The sequence below is a fragment of the Catonella sp. genome (assembly GCF_052169795.1).
Classification (GTDB): Bacteria; Bacillota; Clostridia; order Lachnospirales; family Lachnospiraceae; genus Catonella.
In genome coordinates this window covers 1-20,794 of sequence record NZ_JBQNBU010000037.1, presented here as the reverse complement: position 1 = coordinate 20,794, position 20,794 = coordinate 1, and the positions used below count along the sequence as shown (strand labels likewise).

At 37.7% G+C, this 20,794-nt stretch carries 18 protein-coding genes; all 18 read left to right on the top strand.

The window, feature by feature from the left end; translation table 11 throughout:
* Positions 1–32 precede the first annotated feature (32 nt).
* The 18 genes from ACTTKP_RS07060 (at position 33) to ileS (ending at position 20,384) form a co-directional block, all read left to right on the top strand.
* Positions 33–914, top strand: coding sequence for a MinD/ParA family protein (locus ACTTKP_RS07060; protein WP_442553209.1), 882 nt, complete (start codon positions 33–35; stop codon positions 912–914).
* 10 nt (positions 915–924) lie between these two features.
* Positions 925–1,698 carry a flagellar brake protein gene (locus ACTTKP_RS07055; protein WP_442553208.1) on the top strand — a complete coding sequence of 258 codons (774 nt, stop codon included), beginning with the start codon at positions 925–927 and terminating at the stop codon, positions 1,696–1,698.
* 44 nt (positions 1,699–1,742) lie between these two features.
* Positions 1,743–2,831: a chemotaxis-specific protein-glutamate methyltransferase CheB gene (gene cheB, locus ACTTKP_RS07050; RefSeq protein ID WP_442553207.1), complete on the top strand. Its 1,089-nt coding sequence runs from the start codon at positions 1,743–1,745 to the stop codon at positions 2,829–2,831.
* Positions 2,832–4,946 (top strand): chemotaxis protein CheA, encoded by a 2,115-nt coding sequence (locus ACTTKP_RS07045; RefSeq protein ID WP_442553206.1) that lies wholly within the window; start codon positions 2,832–2,834, stop codon positions 4,944–4,946.
* A gap of 27 nt (positions 4,947–4,973) precedes the next feature.
* The gene (locus ACTTKP_RS07040; protein WP_442553205.1) at positions 4,974–5,441 is read left to right on the top strand and encodes a chemotaxis protein CheW; all 468 of its coding nucleotides are present in this window, start codon (positions 4,974–4,976) and stop codon (positions 5,439–5,441) included.
* A gap of 16 nt (positions 5,442–5,457) precedes the next feature.
* Entirely contained in the window at positions 5,458–6,084 is a 627-nt protein-coding gene (locus tag ACTTKP_RS07035) for a chemotaxis protein CheC (RefSeq protein WP_442553204.1), read from the top strand.
* A gap of 65 nt (positions 6,085–6,149) precedes the next feature.
* On the top strand, positions 6,150–6,635 hold the full coding sequence (locus tag ACTTKP_RS07030) for a chemotaxis protein CheD (protein WP_442553203.1): 486 nt from the start codon (positions 6,150–6,152) through the stop codon (positions 6,633–6,635).
* Entirely contained in the window at positions 6,632–6,910 is a 279-nt protein-coding gene (locus ACTTKP_RS07025; protein ID WP_442553202.1) for a hypothetical protein, read from the top strand. Before ACTTKP_RS07030 ends, ACTTKP_RS07025 begins: the two co-directional genes overlap by 4 nt.
* Positions 6,911–6,937: 27 nt before the next feature.
* On the top strand, positions 6,938–7,723 hold the full coding sequence (locus ACTTKP_RS07020) for a FliA/WhiG family RNA polymerase sigma factor (RefSeq protein WP_442553201.1): 786 nt from the start codon (positions 6,938–6,940) through the stop codon (positions 7,721–7,723).
* A gap of 11 nt (positions 7,724–7,734) precedes the next feature.
* Positions 7,735–9,156 carry a DUF342 domain-containing protein gene (locus ACTTKP_RS07015; RefSeq protein WP_442553200.1) on the top strand — a complete coding sequence of 474 codons (1,422 nt, stop codon included), beginning with the start codon at positions 7,735–7,737 and terminating at the stop codon, positions 9,154–9,156.
* A gap of 14 nt (positions 9,157–9,170) precedes the next feature.
* Positions 9,171–9,494, top strand: coding sequence for a hypothetical protein (locus tag ACTTKP_RS07010; RefSeq protein WP_442553199.1), 324 nt, complete (start codon positions 9,171–9,173; stop codon positions 9,492–9,494).
* A gap of 10 nt (positions 9,495–9,504) precedes the next feature.
* Positions 9,505–10,305: a DUF6115 domain-containing protein gene (locus tag ACTTKP_RS07005; RefSeq protein ID WP_442553198.1), complete on the top strand. Its 801-nt coding sequence runs from the start codon at positions 9,505–9,507 to the stop codon at positions 10,303–10,305.
* Between the two features lie 13 nt (positions 10,306–10,318).
* Entirely contained in the window at positions 10,319–10,990 is a 672-nt protein-coding gene (locus tag ACTTKP_RS07000; protein ID WP_442553197.1) for a hypothetical protein, read from the top strand.
* A 221-nt stretch (positions 10,991–11,211) separates the two neighbouring features.
* Positions 11,212–11,835 (top strand): TetR/AcrR family transcriptional regulator, encoded by a 624-nt coding sequence (locus ACTTKP_RS06995; protein ID WP_442553196.1) that lies wholly within the window; start codon positions 11,212–11,214, stop codon positions 11,833–11,835.
* A gap of 13 nt (positions 11,836–11,848) precedes the next feature.
* Positions 11,849–13,585: an ABC transporter ATP-binding protein gene (locus ACTTKP_RS06990; protein WP_442553195.1), complete on the top strand. Its 1,737-nt coding sequence runs from the start codon at positions 11,849–11,851 to the stop codon at positions 13,583–13,585.
* Position 13,586: 1 nt separating this feature from the next.
* A complete protein-coding gene (locus ACTTKP_RS06985; RefSeq protein ID WP_442553194.1) occupies positions 13,587–15,329 on the top strand; it encodes an ABC transporter ATP-binding protein in 1,743 nt (580 codons plus the stop codon).
* A 515-nt stretch (positions 15,330–15,844) separates the two neighbouring features.
* Positions 15,845–17,044 (top strand): BMP family lipoprotein, encoded by a 1,200-nt coding sequence (locus tag ACTTKP_RS06980; RefSeq protein WP_442553193.1) that lies wholly within the window; start codon positions 15,845–15,847, stop codon positions 17,042–17,044.
* Between the two features lie 181 nt (positions 17,045–17,225).
* Positions 17,226–20,384: an isoleucine--tRNA ligase gene (gene ileS / locus ACTTKP_RS06975; protein WP_442553192.1), complete on the top strand. Its 3,159-nt coding sequence runs from the start codon at positions 17,226–17,228 to the stop codon at positions 20,382–20,384.
* Positions 20,385–20,794 lie beyond the last annotated feature (410 nt).

The window sequence follows — 20,794 nt, the reverse complement described above, 5'->3', positions numbered from 1 at the left end:
AAAAGCAGTAAAACTAATAGAATGGGAATAATATGGATCAGGCACAAAATTTAAGAAATATAATTAAGGCAGGCAGTGCTGTACCGGCACTGTCCAGAGTCATAACGATTACGAGTGGCAAGGGTGGGGTAGGAAAGTCTAATTTAGCTATAAACCTTGCAATTCTTTTGAGCAGGATGGGAAAAAAGACTGTAGTTTTGGATGCTGACTTTGGTCTTGCCAATATTGAGGTTATGCTTGGTGTAAGACCGCAGTATAATCTTTCCGATCTTATGTTCAGGGAGAAGTCATTATCAGAAATAATAGCTGAAGGCCCGGAAAATGTAGGTTTTATCTCCGGAGGCTCAGGCATAAGGGAAATGACTAATCTTACAAAGGAGCAGCTTATAAACTTGTCTGCGAGGCTGTCAGAACTTGATAGGCAGGCGGATGTTGTAATAATAGATACAGGAGCCGGAATTTCGGAGCATGTTATAGAGTTCGTGATGTCAAGTGCGGAAGTGTTTTTAGTAGCGACTCCGGAGCCGACATCAATTACTGATGCTTATGCCTTACTGAAAACCTTGGATCATCAGCCGGAATTTGCAAGAGAACATTGCCACATTAAGCTGATAGCTAATAAGGTTGAAAATGAGAAAAGCGGAAGAGAATTATTTGAGAAGCTGAGTGTTGTAGCAGATAAGTTTCTTAATATTTCTCTGGAATATTTGGGAGCCATACCATCTGACTCAAGTGTAAGTAAGGCAGTAATGAAGCAGCAGCCTTTGGTGACGGCATTTCCAAATTCCAAGGCGGCTAGGGCAATAGATAATATAGCAAGACTGATAACAGGACAGGAATCTGTAGGAGAGCCTAAAAGAAGGGGGCTTGCGGGCATATTTTCAGAAACATTACGAAGGACTTTAAGCAGGTAAAAGAAAGGGTGTGAGTGATATAATGGGAAATTATTCTATTTCAATCGGCGATAAGGTTGATATAATCAGGCAGGCTTATATAAGAAAGGATACGGGTGAACCGGATGAACTGGGGAGTAAGGTGATTGATGTAATAGATGAAATTACGCTCAAGCTTATGATGCCGATGAATAAAACAATAACGATTCCGCTTGAACTTGGTGAAGAAAGTATAATGTACTTTTATACAGCAAAGGGAATATTGACTGGAAGAACCGTTGTTTCAGAAAGGTTCTTTGAAGGTAGCCTTGCGGTAATGGTAGTTAAGCTTGTTACAGAACTTGAAAAAAGTCAGAGAAGGCAGTTTTACAGACTTCAATGTTCGCTAGATGCTAAATTTCATATAATGACTGCTGAAGAGAAAAAAGGTCTGAACGATTTTATCGGAGAAAGCAGGTTGGTAAGAGAGAATAAAAGCAGGTACATAGATTTAATTTCGGGTAATACAAATGACTGGGAGAACTGTATTGTAATAGATTTAAGTGGAGGCGGTGTAAAATATTTATCAGATAAAGAAATAAAGAAAAAAGAAAATGCAATCCTCTCTGTAACATTGAAATCGGGTGATCAGGCTAAAGAATATTTTTTATTGATGAATATTATAGATTCGTTTAGAAAAACAGCTGATTCCACAAAGTATGAAATAAGAACTAAGTTCTTGGGACTTAGGGAGTCCGCAAGAGATGCAATCGTAAGGTTTGTATTTGAGGAAGAGAGAAGGAACAGGAATAAAGAGATTTCATAAGTTATTAAGATTTAGTATCAATGAGAGAGGTGTGTATAGTAGAAATGAAGAATATTTTGCTAGTTGATGACTCTGCACTCCTAAGAAGGGTAATATCTGATATAATACACACTGATGGAAGATTTCAGGTTAAAGATATTGCTCGTGACGGTTTGGAGGGACTCGATAAGCTTCTTAAAAACGGGAGCGGCTATGATGCGGTAATTTTGGATATTAATATGCCTAAGATGAATGGGCTGGAGTTGCTTGCTGAGATAGGCAGGGAAAAGATTAAAGTTCCTGTGATTATGGTCAGTACCTTAGTAAAGGAAGGAGCCGCAGAGACAATAAAAGCTTTAGAGCTGGGGGCTTTTGATTTTGTATTAAAGCCTGATAATTATGCTAAAGTCAGAGAAGAAGACTTTAAAAATAATTTGATAAAAAGCCTTGAAGCTGCAGTGAAGCTGCCGGTCGCTAAAGGTTCAGCTGATTCCCAGCCGGAAAGGGTGGTAGGAGCGAAGTCTTACATTTATCCGAAAAAACTTATATATCCTCAAAGGACAGGAGCGGGAAATGGCAGGGTACTTGTAGCCTTAGCCTGTTCTACCGGAGGGCCAAAGGCTTTACAGGCTGTAATTCCAAAACTTCCAAACAAAATTGGTGGAGGAATGATTATAGTCCAGCATATGCCTGAAGGATTTACGAAGTCTTTAGCGGACAGGCTTCAAGACAGCAGTGTTATAAGTATTAAAGAAGCAAATGACGGCGATATGGTTGCAGACAACCAGGTTTATGTTGCAAAAGGAGGGTATCAGCTAAGGGTTAAGGAGCAGTCAGGCGAAAGCTTTATTTCACTTGAAAAGGATCCTCCAAGAGGAGGATTAAGACCCTGTGCAGATATTATGTATGAATCCCTTGTAGGAAGTTCCTACGATAAGATAGTCTGCGTGGTGCTTACCGGAATGGGAGCTGATGCAACAGCAGGGATAAGGCAGTTGAAAGAAACAAACAATGTTTATGTTATAGCTCAGGATGAGCCGACATGTACTGTGTACGGCATGCCTAGGATGGTAGCTGAAGCAGGGTTGGCAGATGAAGTTTTGCCGCTTGATCAGATTGCCGATGCTATAGTAAAAGCGACGGGGGTACATTAGATGGATACAAGTCAATATTTGGATATTTTTGTAGATGAGACTAAGGAACATATCCAGGTCTTAAGTGATCAGATTATGGTTCTTGAAAAAGAGCCTGATAACAGTGATGCTATTGCAGAAATCTTCCGTTCTGCCCATTCATTAAAGGGAATGGCAGGAACAATGGGATTTAAGAGAATGCAGCATCTCACCCATGACATGGAAGATGTTTTCTCAGCAGTGCGTGAAGGCAAGATGAAGGTTAATGACAGTCTTGTAGATACACTGTTTAGAGGACTGGATGCTATTCAGGAGTACTTGGATTTAATTCAGGAGACCTCTGATGAAGGTGATAATGATAATGAGGCCATTATCAATGAACTTAACCAATTCTTAAACGGAGGAGAATCAGAGCCTGCAGCATCTGTTCCGGCAGCAGCCGCCGTTGCAGTTGCAGAAGAGACAGCAACACAAAGTGATGCGGGTGATAAGGCTAAGTATAAAAATATTAAGCTTACTGAAGTTGAGGAGCATGCGATAAAGAAGGCACATGAAGAAGAGATGAATGTATTTGGAGCTACAGTTTATATACAGGAATCCTGTCTTCTTAAGGCGGCAAGAGCTTTTTTGGTTTTCAAAGCACTTGAAGAAATTGGTGAAATAATAATTTCAAGTCCTTCAGTTCAGGAAATTGAAGATGAAAAATTTGACTTTGATTTCAGCCTTATATTGCTTACTAAGGAATCTGAGAGTGAAGTAAGGGCGGCAATAGAAAATGTCTTAGAGATAGAAGAAGTAATAGTTGAACAAATAGAAGAAGCACAGGCTGTTGAGGAGCCTAAAAAGGCAGAAGAGCCAAAGAAGGAAGAGGCACCTAAGCAGGTTGCTCCGGCTGCGGCTGCGACACAGGCAGCACCTGTAGCAAAGGCGGATGCAAAGGCAGACGCAAAAGCTAAGGGTAAGGGCAAGCCGGTAGTAAGCCGTTCAGTTCGTGTAGATATAGAGAAGCTTGACAGCCTGATGAATCAGGTAAGTGAGCTTATTATTGCAAAGAACGGTCTTGTGTCAATGAGCACTACAGATAAGAGGGACAGTGGAGATATGTCTGCCTTTAATGAGCAGATTGAATATCTTGGAACTGTTACAACAAACCTCCATGAAACTGTAATGAAGGTGAGGATGGTACCTATTGAAAGTACTGTTCAGAAGTTCCCTCGTATGATTAGAGATCTCTCCAAGAAGCTTGATAAGAAGATGGAACTCTACATGACAGGTGAAGATACAGAGCTTGACAGAACCGTTGTAGATGAAATCGGTGATCCTCTTATGCACCTTCTCAGAAACTCAGCTGACCATGGTCTTGAGTCAAACGAAGAGAGAGTACGTCTTGGTAAGCCTGAGGTAGGCTCAATTTTCCTTGATGCTTATCAGGAAGGAAATAATGTAGTTATTGAAGTTCGTGATGACGGTGCGGGTATCAATGTAGATAAGGTTAAGAAAAAGATGGTTGAAAGAGGACTTGTTCCTGCCGACCAAATTGATACGATCACAGACAAAGAAGCCATAGCTACACTCTTCTCACCAAGTTTTTCAACTGCAGATCAGGTAAGTGATGTATCCGGCCGTGGAGTTGGTCTTGATGTAGTTAAGACTAATATAGAGTCTCTTGGAGGTACTATTGAGTGTAAGACAGAGCGTGGAGCAGGAAGCAGCTTTACTATCAGACTTCCGCTTACTCTTGCTATTGTACAGGCACTTATGGTTGAACTTGGCAATGAGAAGTATGCAATTCCTCTTGCAAGTATCCAGACAATAGAAGAAGTACCAATGAGCGATATTAAATATGTTCAGTCTAAAGAAGTAATAAGCCTTCGTGGAACAGTTATTCCTCTTATCAGGCTTGATTCACTTTTAGATGTTCCGGACAGAGAAACTAAGACAGACCATGTAGTAATAGTAATTGTAAGGAAGGCTGATAAGCTTGCAGGACTTGTAGTTGACGGACTTATCGGACAGCAGGAGATAGTTATCAAGTCAATTGGTAAGTATATCAATACTCCAAAGCTGATAAGCGGTTCAACTATTCTTGGCGACGGTGAAGTTGCGCTTATCTTAGATGCAAATGTATTACTTTAGTCCGGATTTTGAAAGGGGCATAAACTCATGGAAAATAGAAGTTTAGAGGTAGAGACCAAGCAGTACATTGTTACTAAGCTTGGCACAGAGCAGTACGGCATAGATATAAGTTATGTTGATAATATAGTTAGAATGACTAGAATTACAAGAGTTCCTAAGTCGCAACACTTTTTTAAGGGAATAATTAACCTTCGTGGAGAAGTTATTCCTGTTATGAGCCTTAGGCTTAAGTTTGGGCTTCCTGATGATGAAGTTACCAATGCGACAAGAATTATTATTATTAAGCTTGAAGATTTAGATGGTTCAATAGGACTTTTGGTAGATGAGGTTAAAGAGGTTGTTACCTTATCTGATGATTCGATAGAGAAGCCATCTAATAGCAATAATGGAGAAAAGGCAAAATATTTGTTGGGAGTCGGAAGAACTCATGATACACTTATTTCCCTGTTAAATATGCAGAATGTGATTATAGAGAAGGAAAGGGAACTGGCATAGTTTCGGAGGTAGGCTAGTGGCAAATTTTGATTTAAATAATGTGGATGGAATGCAGTTTGATGTTCTGAGGGAACTTGGAAATATTGGAGCCGGTAATGCAACTACAGCACTTTCCAGCATGTTAAATACAAAGGTAGACATGAATGTTCCTAAGGTAGATCTTCTCAGCTTTGACGAGCTTCATGAGATAATGGGAGGAGCTGAGACCATAGTTGTTGGTATCCTTGTAACTCTTGATGAGGATATTGACGGAATGATGATGTTTATGATGAAGACTAAGTCAGCCTTTGGCTTGGTAGATATTTTATTTGGAAGACCTGTAGGTACTACGCCTGAGGATGCAGAACTTGATGAGATGTCATTGTCTGCACTTAAGGAATTAGGAAATATTATTTCAGGTGCATATATATCATCTCTATCTTCAATGACTAATTTGAAGATAAATCAGTCGATTCCCTATCTGTCTATAGATATGGCCGGTGCAATACTTAGTGTTCCTGCAATTGAGTTTGGAAAGCTTGGAGATAAGGCATTGTTAATCGAATCTCAGTTTATGGAGGACGATAATGATGTAACAGGCTATTTTATTCTTACGCCTACAATTGATTCGTATAATAAAATATTGACATCTCTTGGTTTGTGATTCTAATACAATAAAAGTTTGAGAGAGCCACAGGCAGTAAAGTCTGCCTGTGGATTAGGTTTATTATGGAAAAAATGATAAAAGTTGGAATGGGTGATCTTAAAGTGTGTAAGGCTCCTGACAACCTTACGACACTTGGGCTTGGCTCCTGCGTGGGAGCTGTAGTATATGATAAGACGACTAAGGTGAGCGGTATGCTGCATTGTATGCTTCCTGACAGTACCAAAATTGCAAATAATACTAATATAGCTAAATTTGCAGATACAGGACTGGATGAACTCTTGAGACAGATGATAGCTTTAGGTGCAAGAAAAACTTCTATGGTAGCAAAGATTGCAGGTGGAGCACAGATGTTTGCATTTTCAAACTCTAATGATATGCTAAGGGTAGGAGACAGAAATGTAGAAGCGGTTAAGGCTAAATTGAAGTCACTAGGCATACCGATTATTGCATCTGACACCGGTCTTAATTATGGAAGAACCATAGAATTTTATTCTTCAACAGGTGTGCTTTTAATAAAAGCTGTCGGTAAGGGAAGTAAAGAAATATGAAATACAGATATCTGCCTGCTACTGTTATGCTTTCAGCAGGTGCAATTACGATGTTTATCTGCCTGTATAACAGGTATGACGCCTTATATACATTGAAGGTATTATTAGCTATACTTATAATATTTTTGATAATTGGTAGTCTTGTGAGAAAGGCTCTTATCAAGATACTTGATATGAGTAATGAAAAAGAAAGTGATGATAATAAAGACAAGGCTGTTGAAGAAGATACACAGGAAAATAGTAACGATAGCGACAATGATAGTAAAATTAGTTGATTTGTCCTATAGAGGAGATAACTGTCTATGGCAGATGAAAAAAATGGCATAAAATTATGGGAGCAATATGCCAAAAAACAAACACAGGAACTTAGAGAAAAGCTGATTATTGAATATTCAAGCCTTGTTAAAATAATAGCAGGGCGTATGTCAATGTATCTTGGATACAATATTGAATATGATGATTTAGTAGGATATGGTATTTTTGGACTTATAGATGCTATAGACAAGTTTGATTATGTAAAAGGTGTTAAGTTTGAAACCTATGCAAGCCTTAGAATAAAAGGAGCAATCCTTGATCAGATAAGAAAAATGGACTGGATACCAAGGACTATGCGTCAGCGGCAGAAAAAACTGGAAGCAGCCGAAAGAGCAATAGAAGAAAAATATGGAAGGCTGGCTACAGAAGAAGAAATAGCGGCAGAACTTGGTATATCCATGGACGAGTATGAGAGCTGGAAGAGTCAGGTGAATCTGTCGGGAGTTATTTCTTTAGATGATTATCTTGAGCAGGGAAGTGACTTGGTTGCAGATAATTCTAAAGGAAAGTTGGGTATTTCAAGCTTTGAACAGCCTGAAGAAGCATTTGAAAAAGAAGCATTGAAAAAGTCTTTGGCAGAAGCAATAGAAGGGCTTACAGATAAAGAGCAGAAGGTGATAGCTCTATATTATTATGAGGAGCTGACTTTAAAAGAAATCAGTCAGGTGCTTTCAGTGTCTGAGTCAAGAGTGTCTCAGCTTCATACGAAGGCATTAAGTAAATTGAAAGAAAAACTAGGGGATTACATGGATGTTTTTGCAAAATTTATGTAAGGGAAAGGATTATGTTCTATAGAAAGACTAGTATAGAAGGAAAGTTTTATGAAGATGAGAAGATGAAAGTCAGAATCTCTGAAGATGGGATGCTGGCAGTTTGCACTTTTTCTCCTCCATCGGCAGGTGGAAGAGTTATGACTAAGGAAGATTTACTAAAAGAGTTAGCTCTTAATGGGATTAAATTTGGAATAGTAGAAGCAGAAATAGATAGGTATTTAAATGACAGGCAGTACTATGTAGACTATATAATTGCAAGAGGGGAAAGGCCTGTAAATGGACATGATGCGAAAATAATTTATAAATTTAATACAAATTTACAGGCTAAACCAAAAGAAAATACAGATGGTGCTGTAGATTTTTATAATTTGGAGATAATTGCAAGAGTGACTGCCGGTGATGAAGTTGCCGAGCTTATAAAAGAAGATGAGGGTAGAACAGGGAGAGATGTAAGAGGCCGTTTGATTAGACCTGATAAGGTAGAAAGGCTTAATTTCAAATATGGACCTAATATTTCACTCTCTGAAGATGGTCTTCATCTTATAAGTGAAGTCTCTGGTCATGTAATTCTTGATGAAGAAAATAAGATATGCGTATCAAATACATTTATTGTTAAAAATGATGTTGATATTTCTACCGGAAATATCAATTATGATGGAAATGTTGAAGTAAAAGGAAATGTAATAAACGGATTTAAGATAAATGCAACGGGAGATGTAATTATAGGGGGAACAGCAGAGGGTGCCCAAATAATTGCCGGAGGACAGATAATTCTATACCATGGTATTCGTGGTATGGGTAAAGGCATTTTAAAGTCAGGTGGCAATATTATCGCTAAATTCTTGGAGAATGCTATTGTACAGTCAGGTGGATATGTGATGGCGGATGCAATTATTCATAGTGATGTGTCAGCTAAAGGGGATGTAATTGTAAATAGCAAAAAAGGCTATGTAAATGGTGGAACTATCAGATCCAGGACTCTTATAAGGGTAAAAAATGCCGGTTCGGAGATGGGAACTAAAACTAATTTGGAAGTGGGAGTAGACCCGGCTCTGTTGTTGCAGTATAAAAATCTTCAGAATAAAATAGAAGAAACATTGCAACGGATGGAGAGTTCGGGTAAGTCCATTGAATTATATAGCAGAAAGCTTAATAATGGAGAAAAGCTTACACCGGAAAAATTATCTCATTTTAGGGTTCTTGCGGTAGAATATAAGAGGGATAATGATAATATAGGTTTTATGCAGGAGGAATTTCTAGCCTTGCATGAAGAAATAGAAAAACAAGATGGTGGAGTTATAGAAGTTGGCAACATGGTGTATCCCGGAGTTAAGATAGCAGTAGTGGATGCAGTGCTTTATATAAGGGATGTACTTAAAAGTGTAAGATTTATAAAGGATGGGGCTGATGTAACAGCAGTTCCTCTTTATTAGAACTGGAGAAAATTATGCCGATTCAGAATATTGATAACTATCTGATGCCTAATAGGAGCCAGGAAGCATCTATTCATAGAACTTCTGCAGAAAATAAGATTCCGGCGGAACAGAGGTTTTTGGCACAGGAAGTGAATGAACAGACGGATAGAAAACTTACAAGGACTAATGAAGCAGACAATGCAGAGTGGAGCCGGGATGGATTTGACCCAAAGGAAAAGAGCAAGAATGAATATTATGCCCGCAAGAAAAAGAAGAATAAAGAAGAGAAAAAATCTTCTGAAGTTATAGATAAGTTTACGGGTGTGGCGGGCAGCAGAATAGACATAAAATTGTAAGTGAGGATTTATGGACATAATAATTATTGGATGCATGATAGCGGGAGCAGCCTGCATTGGAGCGAGTTTTTTCATTAAAGAAAATACAGGAATGAATAGTAGGGAACAGGAAAAGATTGCAGAAGAAATCAGACTGAAAGCACTGAGTGATGAAAGCCTGAAAAAGGTTATAGCTAAGGTAGAAAAAAGCTTTGAAACCAGAGTTGCTGATATTGCTGAGGAGAAACTAAGTGATAGCAGTCGCCAAATGTCAGAACTTACAAATAATAAGATGCTTGCAATGGATGAAATGAGTAGCCAATTGATGGTGAAGATTGAGCAGAATCATAAAGAGGTGATTTTCTTATATGATATGCTCAATGAAAAAAGTGAGAGTTTGAAAGATTTTTCTGCTAAAATAGATGGTATGCGTAAAGAACTTGAAAATGAAGAGAAACGAATTAAGGTACTTAACCATGAATTGGATGATAAGATATTGAAGGTTAAGGAAGTAAGACAGACAGTGATTACAAAGCAGCCAAAACAAGTACAGCAGGAACCTAAACTTCCAGAGCAGGTTTCAACTCAGGCAGAGGCTTTAGTACAGATGCAGCAGAAGAAAGTTGCAGAAGCAAAGATGAAACAGGAAGTAAAAACACAGTCGGAAGTAGAGGTAAAGGTTGAAAAAGATTCTAAAAGGACAGAAGATATTTCAATGAATGATAAGATTTTAACAATGAAAGAGGAAGGTAAATCGGTAGTTGAAATATCTAAAGAACTTGGAATAGGACAGGGTGAAGTTCAGCTTGTACTAGGGTTATTTGGTAAATAATGGAGGGAATTAAGTGAAAGTAAAATATTTGCTAAGGGGCATAGGAGTAGGAGCCATTTTAGCAGCTGCAATTATGTATTTTCTTTATGGAAGTTCGGGAAAGGTTTTAAGCGATGATGAAATAAGGCAAAAAGCAAGAGAACTTGGAATGATGACAGTAAGCGAATTTCAGGAGAAAGAGCTGGATTCACTTAAAGATAAGCTACCTAAGGAAGATGATAAAATATCGGAAGAAAAGGTAGAAAAGAAAGAAGACTTACCTCAATCAGAAAAAAAATCAGAGAAGAGTTCTAAAGCTGTTGAAAAACCTAAACCTGTTGAGGAACAGAAAATTGTAGAGAAACCAAAGACTATTGAAAATCCAAAACCCATAAATGAAGTAAAGCATATAGAAAGACCACAAACAATAGAGAATCCAAAACCTGCCGAGCCTACAAAACCTATGGAAAGACCTAAAAAGCCTGAGCCACAGGTTGTTGGGGGTAAAGTTAATTTTTCAATTACTGCAGGAATGAGTTCTGAAAAGGTTGCAGCCTCCTTAAAAGCTATGGGATTAGTTGATAATACTGCAGAGTTTAATAAATATTTGGTTAATAATGGATTTGCATCAAAATTAAAGGTTGGAACTTTTGAGCTTCAGACAGGATGGAGTTATAATGAGATAGCATCGCAGTTTACAAAATAAAATAGTCAGATGAATTTGCCTATATGAGAGCTTATTCCTAATACAGGCAACGAAAGCAGAGTATTAAAAAATCCGGTATAGTAAAATATATCGGATTTTTTTATTTAACAGGTAATTTTTTAGTTCTCTGCTAAAGAAATATATGTGAATATCTTGACAATAAATGTTGATAGTGTTAATATTTGGTAAACAGTGTTTACCAAAATAAAAGGGAGGCTATTTTGCTAAATAATAAGCATGATTCGCATATTTTAATATTAAATAATGCAAAACAGGAATTTTTGGAACTGGGATTTGAGAAGGCTTCAATGCGTTCAATAGCCGGAAAATCGGGTTTTACAGCAGGAGCTCTGTACAAGCATTTTAAGAATAAGGAGGAGATGTTTTATGCGTTGGTAGAGCCTGCTTATTTAAAGCTTCTGAGAATGTTTGATAAATGTACAGATTCTTTGATGGATGATATTGCAGAAAATCCTGATGAACTGTTTGATGATTCTGTAAATGGAGCAGCAGCAGTGCTAGAGCTTATTTATCAAAATTATGATGAGTTTCAGCTTATGTTTAATCATTCTACGGGGACAAGATTTGAGCATATAAGGGAAAATCTGGTTGATATTGAGACAAAATCAACCAAACGGTTTATTGAAATTGCCAGAGAAAATGGATTGAATCCTGCTGAAATATCTGATACGGAGGTGCATATTTTTGCAACGATGTCTCTTACTCCGCTGTTTGAAGTGATAACGCATGGCTACCCTTATGAGGAGGCAGTAGAGATAATCAATCTTATGTCTAAGGCTCAGAACTATGCATGGGAAAAGATTGTAAACTTAAAGATGGATTAAGGAGGATGTTAATGTGAAAGTACTGAAAAATCATGTAGGACAGATTATTTTTTCTGTTTTGATGGCAATTGTGGGAGTTGGTTTTAGTATAATTCCTTACTATGCACTGGCTGATCTTGTGGTAAAAATGATGAGTGCAGAGGTAATAAGTGGAGAGAGTGTGTTTGCCAATTATCATTATGTAAATGACTTGGCTCTCATCCTTGCAGGACTTATTTTAAGTATCATTTTTCATGAAATTTCTACACTTACTTCTCACAATCTGGCTTTTCGCATTATTGAAAGCGAGAGGAAGAGGCTTGTGGGGAAGCTTGGCAGGCTTTCCATGGGTGAGATTGAAAAGAAAAGCAGCGGACAGTGGTCACAGTTTATGGTTGAAACCTTGGACAAACTTGAGCAACCCATTGCTCATGTAATTCCTGAAGTGCTTGCCAATATAATTATACCGATAGTTATAGTTGTAATAATTTTTACACTTGACTGGAGGATAGGTGTGGCAAATTTACTTACATTGCCGGTGGGATTCTTATTTTCAACACTTATGATGTCGGGCTATGCAGAAAGGTCGAAGCGTTATCAGGAGGCTTCGAAGGCTATGAATACAAGCATAGTTGAGTACATAAGAGGAATACAGGTAATAAAGGCATTTAATAAGTCGGCATCTTCTTATGGAAAATTTAGGGAAGCAGTTAATAACAACAGGGATGCGATGCTTGACTGGTATCTTCATGTCTGCTTTGCCACTACTGCAGCGATGGACAGCCTGCCTTCTACACTGGTTTTTGTACTTCCTGTTACTCTTTATCTTTATATGACAGGGAGCATTAATATCAGTGTGGTAGTGATGGGAATGTTACTCTCTTATGCATCTTACAGACCACTTATTAAGGCTATGAGCCATGCGGATACAATGGCAAATGTAGGGGTAATCTTAAATGAGATAAATAAGGTGATGGACATGCCTGAGTTAGAAAGGGGAGATAAAAATTTAGAAATATCTTCCTTTGATGTTAGGTTTGATAATGTGAGTTTTGGTTATGACAGTGAAAAAAAGGTTTTTGAAAATCTTACTTTTACAGCAAAAGAAAAGGAACTTACAGCAATAGTAGGTTATTCAGGCGGTGGCAAATCTACAATAGCAAAGCTTGTTGCCGGTTTTTGGAATGTAAACTCAGGTCATATTTACATAGGAGATGCAGATTTATCCCAAATGCCTCTTAGTCAAAATATGGACTTAGTTACCTATGTTTCTCAAGAAAATTTTTTATTTAGAAAAAGTATCTTAGAAAATATGCGGTTTGCAAAGGCAGATGCAACCTTAGAAGAGGTACAGGAGGCTTGCAAAAAGGCAAGCTGTCATGATTTTATTATGAGTCTTGAGAATGGTTATGACACAGTGGTAGGAGATTCGGGAGACACTCTGTCAGGAGGAGAACGACAGAGAATTACCATTGCAAGAGCCTTATTAAAAGACAGTCCTATTGTACTTTTAGATGAGGCTACGGCTTATTCAGATCCTGATAATGAGGCTGAGATTCAAAAATCTATAAATGAGCTGATTAAAAGTAAGACTGTAATAATGATAGCTCATCGACTTTCTACTATTATAAATGCCGATAATATTTTAGTAATGGATAGGGGGAAACTTACTGCTCAAGGAACCCATAGAGAGCTTCTTGAAACAAGTCATATTTACAAAGAGCTTTGGGAAGCACATATAGGAGAAACTGATAAGAGGAGGGAGAAATAAGATGATAGAACTAACGAAAAAACTATACATTGTGGCCGGTGAGCAGTCAGACCGTATTACAAAGATGCTGATATTCAATACATTTAAATCGTTTTTTGAAAGTTTTATGATTGGTGGAATATTATTTATTCTTATGAAAATATGTGAAAATATATTTGAAAATAAGCCTGTAACTATGAGTGATGTATATACGGTAATTTTAATTGAAGTTGCAGGAGTTACAGGCAAGATTCTCTTTGGATTTTTGGCGGATAAAAATAAAAATACAGCTTCTTATAGTTTTGGAGCAGAAAACAGGCTTATTGTAGGTGATAGGTTAAAAAAGGTAAATATGGGATATTTCAATGATAATAGTCTGGGAAATGTGGCAGGAAGGATGTCTACAGCCATTACAGAACTTGAAACAGTAGGTATGATTATTATTACTGCACTAATTGCAGGCACAGTTCAGACAGTGATGATGGCAATTTTCATTTTTCCTTTTGATGCAGTTACAGGAATTATTATTTTAGTAACAATTATAACAGGACTTACAATCAATGGACTTGTACAGAAGAAGATGGATAAGCTGACTTCTGTTTTGCTTAAGATTAGAATAAATCTGAGTGCCAAAACTCTTGAGTATGTAAAGGGAATAAGTGTACTTAAGGCATTTGGGAAGAATAAGGAAGTAGCAAAGGAGTTGGAAGAAAGCATATCTGCAACAAGAAGGGGATTTCTTGATATAGAAAAGCTGGTAGCACCAATTCAGCTTTTGTATCTGGCGGTGTTTAAGTTGGGAGTAGTTGCAATCATAGGTTTGGCTATTCACAGATTTATTATAGGAAGCATTGATTCAACTAAGGCTATTATGCTGACAGTATCAAGTTTTGTGATATTTTCAGGTATTGAAATGATTGGCGGAATGCAGAACTTAAAAGGAATAGCTGTACAGGATTTGGAGTCTGTAATGCAGCTTCGCTCATTAGAAGTTATTGATGAGGGAGAATTTACAGATATAAACGAACCGTCTGTAGAGCTTAAAAATGTGAGTTTTTCTTATGGAGATGGTGAATTATTTAACAATTTAAGCCTTACAATACCATCAGGAAAAACTACTGCCATTGTAGGTTTTTCGGGAAGCGGTAAGACTACACTATGTAACCTGATTTCCAGATTTTGGGATGTTACAGGTGGAGAGGTACTGGTAGATGGCAGAAATGTAAAAGATTATAATTATGATGCATTTTTGGCAAATTTCAGTTTTGTATTTCAGGATGTGTATTTGTTTGATGATACAGTGAGGAATAATATTAAGTTTGGAAATCCTGATGCTTCGGATGAAGAAATGATGGAGGCAGCAAAGAAGGCAAGGTGTCATGAATTTATTATGAATTTGCCGAATGGATATGATACGATATTACAAGAGGGGGGCTCTAATCTGTCAGGAGGAGAACGACAGAGAATATCTATTGCAAGGGCTATGTTGAAACCAAGTAAAATAGTAATACTGGATGAGACTACTTCAAGCATCGACCCTGAAAATGAAAAACAACTTTTGCAGGCACTTGACACTCTGTTAAAGAATAAGACTACTATTGTTATAGCACACAAGCTAAATACAGTTAAAAATGCAGATCAGATTGTAGTATTAGATAAGGGGGGGATTGAAAGTTGTGGAAGCCATTCTGAATTGATGGAACAATCAAATGTTTATAAAAGATTTATAAATTATAGAGAGAAAGCTGAAGAGTGGGCAATTTAAAAATTCGCTTTTTTTGAATATTTATACATTATTATATTTAAAATTAATTAATAATTTGTTGTGAATTGGTAAAAAATACAATATTTTTGTAAAAATATAACTATTGAATTAATTAATTAATTTTGTTATAATTAGTTTATAAAAAATTTAGAAAAAGGACTTGACAGACTTTATGGCGAGAAACATAATTTTACAAGACAAGACAAGACAAGACAAGACAAGACAAGACAAGACAAGACAAGACAAGATTATTTAAACTTATTCCTAAGTTAATATATTTAGGCATTTATTTTGATGCTCTCAGAATAAATGCCTTTTTAAATACTTAAATAAAATATAAGAAGTTAATGATAATTTATAAGATAAACTTATAAATATCAGATTATAGAATGAATTTTCTGTTTTTGTGATATAATTGTTGAAAATTTACATAATTTATGTATAATATAAGTATAGAGATATAATAAATGAGGGGATGTATTATTTTCTGAGATATTCAATGAAGCGAGGTAAAAATGGGTAAAATTTTAAGGTTTTTTGCGAGTTTAGTTGCTGGAACTTTGATTTTGACAGCTTGTAACGGAACAGGAATTATTAGTACATCTGAAAAGGTTAAGCAAGGTTTTGGATTAGGGATGTTAGCGAAAGAAGAAGGCTTGAAGATAGCTATTCTTTCCAGTCCGTCCGGGGTTGATGATGGTAATTTTAATCAGGATATTTATGAAGGGATAGAAGCATTTATTGCAAAACATCCTGATTCGGTAGTAACTCCTATCCGTGAGTTAACAGGAGAGGCAGATGCAGCGATTGAAACATTGTCTGATGTTGCAGGGGAGTACGATGTACTTGTATGTTGCGGTTTTCAATTTTCAGGTTTGGTATCTATTGCTAAAGACTATCCGAATAAAAAATTTATTCTTGTGGATGGACATCCGGTTGATGAGCATGGAAATGAAGTAGTATGTGATAATGTTTATGCAATGGAATTTAAGGAGCAGGAGAGTGGTTTTCTTGCGGGGATTTCAGCTGCACTTGAAACCAGGACTAAGAAGGTTGCAGTTGTTACCGGTAAGCCTTTCCCATCAAATGTGAATTATCAGTTGGGATTTGAGGCAGGTGTTAATTATGCGAATACAAGATACCATTATAATGTTGAATGTGTGGCAATAAAGTCATACGCCGGTGTAGATGTTAGGGGAGTAAATGTAGGCGGTAACTATATAGGAAGCTTTTCGGATAAAGACAAGGGAAGTGCTATAACAAAGGAATTACTTGCAAAGGGATGTGATATAATATTTGCAGCGGCAGGAGATGCCGGCATGGGAGTATTTGAAACCATAAAAGAAGATGTAAATACAAAAAGACTGAAAGTAATAGGTTGTGATACTGATCAATATGATTATGGAAAGAATGGAAATAATAATATTGTATTGACCTCTGCAATCAAAAAGATGAATATGAATGTTGAAAAACAGCTGGTAAATATTTTAGAAGGTACATTTAAAGGAGAAAATGCTCTGTTGGGAGCGGATACGGATTCCACGGGGTGTGTGAAGGAAAAGGAAAGAAGTTATCTGCAGGGATATACACTCTATAAGATAAATGAGGCCTATAATCTTATAAAAATAGGTGAGATAGTTCCTCCTTCTAACTTTAATGAGATGACACCGGAGGCATTTATTGGACTTAGAAGAGCGACTAGGCAAAACAGATAATACGCAGACTGCTAAAATGCAGTAAATATCACACTTGACAATAATATGAAATTACTTTACCATGTTAGAGGCAGGATTTTGCCTCTAACATTTTTTGTTAAATAGGAAATTTGCCTTGTGGCATTGCTCGCACTAAGTGGATGCGGGCACACATTATATAATGGAAAGAAGGAAGAGTATAGTGTACAGAGAAGTCAAAACTGATATGAAATTTGTAGACCGTGAGAAGGCTACCCTGAAATTTTGGAATGATAATAAGATTTTCGAAAAATCTATAGAAAGTAGGAAGGATGCTCCTACTTATATGTTTTTTGATGGGCCTCCTACGGCTAACGGTAAGCCTCACATCGGTCATGTTGAAACCAGAGTAATAAAGGATATGATTCCACGTTATAAGACTATGAAGGGCTTCAAAGTGCCTAGAAAAGCCGGCTGGGATACCCATGGACTTCCTGTAGAGATAGAAGTTGAAAAGCTCTTGGGACTTAACGGTAAAGAGCAGATAGAAGAATATGGTATGGAGCCTTTCATTGAGAAATGTAAGGAATCTGTATGGAAATTTAAGGGAATGTGGGAAGATTTCTCAGGAACAGTTGGTTTCTGGGCAGATATGGATAATCCTTATGTTACTTATCATGATGACTTCATTGAGTCAGAATGGTGGGCTTTAAAAGAAATCTGGAAAAAGGATCTTTTATATAAAGGTCATAAAATAGTGCCATATTGCCCTCGCTGCGGTACGTCACTTTCTTCACATGAGGTCGCTCAGGGCTATAAGAATGTAAAAGAGCGTTCAGCAGTTGTAAGGTTTAAGGCGGTGGGTGAGGATGCCTATTTCCTTGCCTGGACAACTACACCTTGGACACTTCCTTCCAACGTAGGACTTTGTGTAAACCCTGAGGAAAGCTATGTAAAGGTTAAGGCAGCAGACGGCTATACTTATTATATGGCAGAGGCACTTTTGGATAAGGTGCTTGGCTCTCTTGCAGAAGAAGATAGCAAAGCTTATGAAATACTTGAAAGATACAAGGGCTCAGACCTTGAAAAACGTGAATATGAGCCACTTTTTGCCTGTGCAAGCGAAGCAGCTAAGAAGCAGAATAAAAAGGGACATTTTGTAGTTGTAGATAACTATGTAACTATGTCAGACGGTACAGGTATAGTTCATATTGCTCCTGCTTTCGGTGAAGACGATGCGAGAATAGGAAGAGCTTATGACCTTCCTTTCGTACAGTTTGTAAATGAACAGGGTGAGCTTACAGAGGAAACTCCTTTTGCAGGAAAGTTTATGAAGGATGCCGATCCTCTTGTATTACAGGACTTAGAGGATAGAAAGCTTTTATTTGATGCTCCTAAGTTTGAGCATGAATATCCTCATTGCTGGCGTTGTGACAGTCCTCTTATTTATTATGCAAAAGAGACCTGGTTTATCAAAATGACAGCTGTAAGAGATGACCTGCTTAAAAATAATGCAAAGATTAACTGGATACCTGAGAATATAGGTAAGGGCAGATTTGGTGACTGGCTCCAGAATGTACAGGACTGGGGACTTTCAAGAAACAGATACTGGGGAACTCCACTTCCTGCTTGGACTTGTGAGTGTGGTAAGGTACATGTTATAGGAAGTAAGGCAGAACTTAAGGAAATGAGTGATAACTGTCCTGATGATATAGAACTTCATCGTCCGTTTATTGACAAGGTTACTATTAAGTGTCCTGAATGTGGCAAGGAAATGAACAGAGTACCAGAGGTTATTGACTGCTGGTTTGACTCAGGAGCTATGCCTTATGCCGAACATCACTATCCTTTTGAAAATAAAGAACTTTTTGAACAGCAGTTCCCGGCAGACTTTATTTCTGAGGCTGTAGACCAGACTAGAGGTTGGTTTTATTCGCTTCTTGCTGAGTCAACCCTGCTTTTCAATGAAGCACCTTATAAGAATGTAATCGTGCTTGGTCATGTACTTGATGAAAACGGACAGAAGATGAGCAAATCAAAGGGAAATGCGGTAGATCCTTTTGAGGCTCTTGCAAAGCATGGTGCTGACGCAATCCGTTGGTATTTCTATGCAAACAGTGCACCTTGGCTTCCGAACCGTTTCTCGGATAAGCTTGTAACTGAGGGACAGAGCAAGTTTATGAGCACACTTTGGAATACCTATGCTTTCTTCGTGCTTTATGCCAATATAGATGAATTTGATGCAACTAAGTATAAATTAGAGTATGATAAGCTTGCAGTTATAGATAAATGGCTGCTCTCAAAGCTTAATTCTACAATCAAGGCAGTAGAGGACAATCTTGATAACTACCGTATACTTGAGACTGCAAAGGCACTTCTTAACTTTGTGGATGAAATGAGTAACTGGTATGTAAGACGTTGTCGTAACCGTTTTTGGGCAAAGGGAATGGAGCAGGATAAGATAAATGCTTACCTTACCCTTTATACAGCCCTTGTAGAGATAAGTAAGGCGGCAGCACCTATGATTCCTTTTATGACAGAGGAAATATATCAGAACCTTGTAAAAAGCATAGATAAGACTGCTCCTGAGAGTATACATCTCTGTGACTTCCCTAAGGTAGATGAGAGCCATATTGATAAAGAGCTTGAAGACAATATGGAGAAGGTACTTGAAATAGTTGTACTTGGTCGTGCCGGAAGAAATGAAGCAAATATCAAGAACCGTCAGCCAATCGGAAATATGTATGTGAATTTTGCAACAGGTAAGAATACACTTCCTGAAATGTATATGGATATAATTAAGGAAGAATTAAATGTTAAGAATATAACAATGCTTGATGATGTAAGCAAGTTCAGCGGATATACCTTTAAGCCACAGCTTCGTACCCTTGGCAAGAGATTTGGAAGCAGACTTAATACCCTTAAGGAAGTGCTTGCAAATGTAGATGGCATTAAGGTTATGGCAGAACTTAAGGAAACAGGAAAGACTGTACTCAATGTAGGCGGAATAGATGAGGAACTCGCTATGGATGACCTGCTTTATGAGGCAGTTCAGGTAGAGGGCTTTGAGACTCAGTCAGAGAACGGTATAACTGTGGTACTTGACAGAGAGCTTACCCCTGAACTCATAGAAGAAGGTTTTGTAAGAGAACTTATCAGCAAGATTCAGACTATGCGTAAGGAAGCAGGCTTTGAGGTAATGGACAAGATTACTGTTTTTGCTAAAGGAAATGAGAAGCTTGAGACCCTTATGCAGGCTAATAAAGAGAGCATAATCACTGATGTAATGGCTACTGAGATTGTAACCGGAAGTGTTGATGGTTACGCTAAAGAGTGGAATATCAATGGTGAGAATGTGGAGCTTGGTGTAAAGAAGAATTAGGAAGTAAATAGAGTTTAAGGGGGGAAGGTTTGCGGGTTGCCGCAAGCCTTTCTTCTGTAATATAAACAGATATGTACTAAGTGACGCCCCTACCTTTGTAAGGTACTCGGAAGCTCAGAGCTGAGAGGGCGCATTCGCTTCCGAGCACACTTACAAACGGGGCTGTTTGGTGTTGGATAAATTAAGGAAATAGTTGGTTTTTGGTTTATGTTAGAGTGGATGAAGTAAAGGTTTGCTTATTGATGGAAGAGATTAATGTACTAAGTGACGCCCCTACCTTTGTAAGGTACTCGGAAGCTCAGAGCTGAGAGGGCGCATTCGCTTCCGAGCACACTTACAAACGGGGCTGTTTGTTGTGTAGTAGTTAAGTGAATTTATCTTATGTTAGAGTGGACGAAGTAAAGGCTTGA